This window comes from Desulfobotulus sp. (assembly GCF_034006065.1).
Lineage (GTDB): Bacteria > Desulfobacterota > Desulfobacteria > Desulfobacterales > ASO4-4 > Desulfobotulus.
Genome location: NZ_JAVETM010000104.1, coordinates 1 through 3348, shown reverse-complemented (window position 1 = coordinate 3348; position 3348 = coordinate 1). Strand labels below are relative to the sequence as shown.

Below are 3348 nucleotides of genomic sequence, written 5' to 3'. Positions count from 1 at the left end.
TACGACCTTATGCCCCACAAGCGGGAGTTCTACGCCACCCACATGCTGGGTGTGCCCTTTCTCCCCAAAGCCACCTGTGACCGCTGGCTGCGCTTTCTCGAAGAAACCATTCAGGATGAGCACAGCATCCGCGTGGCCCAGGAGTGGGCGGGGTATTGCCTCACCCAGGAAGTTTTCATGGAAAAGGCCCTACTGCTCTATGGCCGGGGCTCGGACGGGAAATCCAAGTTCATTGCCGTTCTTCAGGCGCTGGTGGGGGAGAAAAACTGCTCCGCCGTCAACATGACGGATCTGGAAGATCAGTTTTACCGCGCCACCCTCTTTGGCAAGCTGCTGAACACCTCCACGGAGACCGAGGGCAAGGCCTTCACATCCGGCTTTTTCAAGGCCATTGTGAGCGGCGACATGATCTCCGCCGCCTTCAAGAACAAAGATCCCTTTGAATTCAAACCCCGCTGCAAGCTGGTGTTCGCCTGTAACCGCTGGCTGCGGGTTTTGGACAATACCGATGGTTTTTACCGCCGCCTTCTGACCATCGCGTTCAAAAAGCAGTTTAAAGGCGCAGACAGGGATTTACATTTACAGGAAAAACTCATGGCCGAACTTCCGGGGATCTTCGCCTGGGCGCTTGTCGGGCTGGACCGCTTGCGAAGGCAAAAGGATTTTACGGATTCTGCGGACATGCGGCGCACCCTCATGGAATACAGATACGAGAACAACCCCGTTTTAGGCTTTGTATCGGACTGTTGCAGGGTAGCGCCGGTTTACGAAGGGGAAAGCATGGAAGTCAGCCAGATCGCCCTCTACGACAAGTACAGGGAGTTCTGCGGCAAGTGCGGTTTTGGGCCTATGAATCTCAATCACTTTACCCGTGAACTCAAAATAGTAGTGCCATCTCTCATGGTGTCACGCCGCCGCTCGGGCCTGAGTCGGGAAAGAGTGTACAAGGGGGTGGTCCATGACCCGAACTGATTCCCCCGCACCCCCTTCAGAAAAAAGGACGACCCTTCCAATGGGTCACATGTGGGCCGCGTGTGGGCCGCATGGTGGTCACTTTGGGCCTCTCAGAAAAAGCATGGAAATCAGCATGTTATCTGGGGTGGGTCGCGTGGGTCGCATGGAATCCAACTCCTTACGCGTACGCGCGCATGCGGACAGGGTGGGGACGGGTATCGTTTAGCCGCCGGAGCTGTTTCAATGGAAATCCATGCGGCCCATGCGACCCACTAGGCTTAATTTACTGATTTAACTTGGTTTCAGAAAAAGCAGTTATGGATTTTATGCGGCCCCTATGCGACCCAAAAGAGAAGAAACACCGGAGATTGCTGAAAAATGACGCGACCCAGTCTTCTTGAAAAGTTCCCGGAGATGAGAATCCATGAAAGGGAAATCCAAACACCCCAGTTGCTGCGCTGGCAGGACAGCCCGCCTGTGGTGGCCCTTTCTTCCCATCTCCGGAGCTGGCCGGAATCCGGCATCCGACTGGTTCAGGACCGATCCGGTAATCTCTGTATCCAGGCCCGGCCAGGCGTCTCGCCCATAGAGACGACCCGCTGGGAGTTTTTCCGGAACGCCGTGGCACTGGTCACAATGGCGCGTCCGGACCTGGAATCCCTGCTGGAAAACGGGGCTTTTGCCCTGCCGGTTGGTGATGTGTTTGTTTTCGAACCGGCCAAGGTACTACCCGGCCCCCAGCCCTCCACGGGGCGCGGAGGCGCGAAGCTTGCGCACAGTGAAAACCGAAAACGGAACGGAAAACGGAAAAGTCTGTGATTCCGGAGGGTTTTTAGGGGATTCCGTCATGGAATTGACGCGGCAAAAAGAGTTCCCGCCTTAGGGGCCAGCAGCCCAAACCCTTAAAACCCGCCGGAAAGTGCGCAAAAAAGGTACCCGCTGGAGGGGCCTCGCGCACGAAGAAAGTCCAGCCATTGGGCTGGCGGCAGTACCCGGCCCATCGGGGTCGGTCGGGAGCGCAAAGGTACCCGCTTAAAGGGGCCTGTCGTTCACAAGAAAAAAAGTCCAGCCATTGGGCTGGCAGTCAGTACCCGGCCCATGGGGGTCGGTCAGGAGCGCAAAGGTACCCGCTGGAGGGGCCTGTCGTTCACAAAAAAAAGTCCAGCCACTGGGCTGGCGGCAGTACCCGGCCCATTGGGGTCGGTCGGGAACGCAAAGGTACCCGCTTACAGGGGCCTGTCGTTCACAAGAAAAAGTCCAGCCACTGGGCTGGCGGCAGTACCCGGCCCATTGGGGTCGGTCGGGAACGCAAAGGTACCCGCTTAAAGGGGCCTGTCGTTCACAAAGAAAAAAAGTCCAGCCATTGGGCTGGCAGTCAGTACCCGGCCCATGGGGGTCGGTCGGGAGCGCAAAGGTACCCGCCTACAGGGGCCTGTCGTTCACAAGAAAAAAAGTCCAGCCATTGGGCTGGCGGCAGTACCCGGCCCATCGGGGTCGGTCGGGAACGCAAAGGTACCCGCTTACAGGGACCTGTCGTTCACAAAGAAAAAAAGTCCAGCCATTGGGCTGGCGGCAGTACCCGGCCCATTGGGGTCGGTCGGGAGCGCAAAGGTACCCGCTGGAGGGGCCTGTCGTTCACAAAGAAAAAAAGTCCAGCCATTGGGCTGGCGGATACTCGGCTGAAGAAGCCGGAAGGAGCGCACAAAGGTTCCCGCCTGAAGGGGCCTCGCGCAGGTTTTTGGATTCAGGATTCATGGAAGGAGAAGGGATGGAGGAGACCCCGCCTGAAAGGGAGTTCAAGACCCTGATGGACGTCCTGCGGTTTTTGCAGGGAGAGGGCTTTTCCATCGAAAAGACCAAGCTCTATCAGGACCAGAAAAGCGGGCTGATCCGCTACAAAAAGGGTCAGCCCATTACGGAAACGGAAGTTCTGGCCTATGTGGCCAGATGCGAGCTGGAAAAGACCGACGGCGGCAGCCCCATCACCGCCGCCCGTCAGCTGGAAAAGGACAACGCCGCCAAGCGGGCTCTGGCGCTGGAGCTGATGGCCCAGAAAAGGGAGATGGTGGCCCTTCAGCTGGCACGGGAAAGAAAAAAACTCGTGGACAGAAGTGAGGTGGATCAGATGCTGGTGGGCCTCCTTCAGGTTCTCGACACCTCGGCCAAGCAGCTCATGGACCGGCTCATGCCGGACATCGCCCGCATGGTGGGCGGAGACGGTTCCAAGGCCAACCTTGGCCGGGATCTGCTGCGTCAGGAGTGGGATGCCATGATGCACCGGCTATCCCGCACGGAAGCCTTTGAGCTGAAGTACGCGGACGAAGAAAAAGAGTTTCTGGAAGAAGGATGACCCCATGGAAATGCAGCAGCCCATCCCCCCATGGATGCCGGAGA

3 protein-coding genes are annotated in these 3348 nt (G+C 57.8%); all 3 read left to right on the top strand.

Annotated features, from left to right (window positions below; translation table 11 throughout):
- Nucleotides 1-972, top strand: a 972-nt coding sequence (locus RBR60_RS16490; RefSeq protein ID WP_320358835.1) for a phage/plasmid primase, P4 family, incomplete at its 5' end; no start/stop codon positions are given.
- Between the two features lie 360 nt (nt 973-1332).
- Complete coding sequence (locus RBR60_RS16485; RefSeq protein ID WP_320358833.1) at nt 1333-1773, top strand: hypothetical protein; 441 nt, start codon at nt 1333-1335, stop codon at nt 1771-1773.
- A gap of 949 nt (nt 1774-2722) precedes the next feature.
- Nucleotides 2723-3304: a hypothetical protein gene (locus tag RBR60_RS16480; protein ID WP_320358831.1), complete on the top strand. Its 582-nt coding sequence runs from the start codon at nt 2723-2725 to the stop codon at nt 3302-3304.
- Nucleotides 3305-3348: the final 44 nt, after the last annotated feature.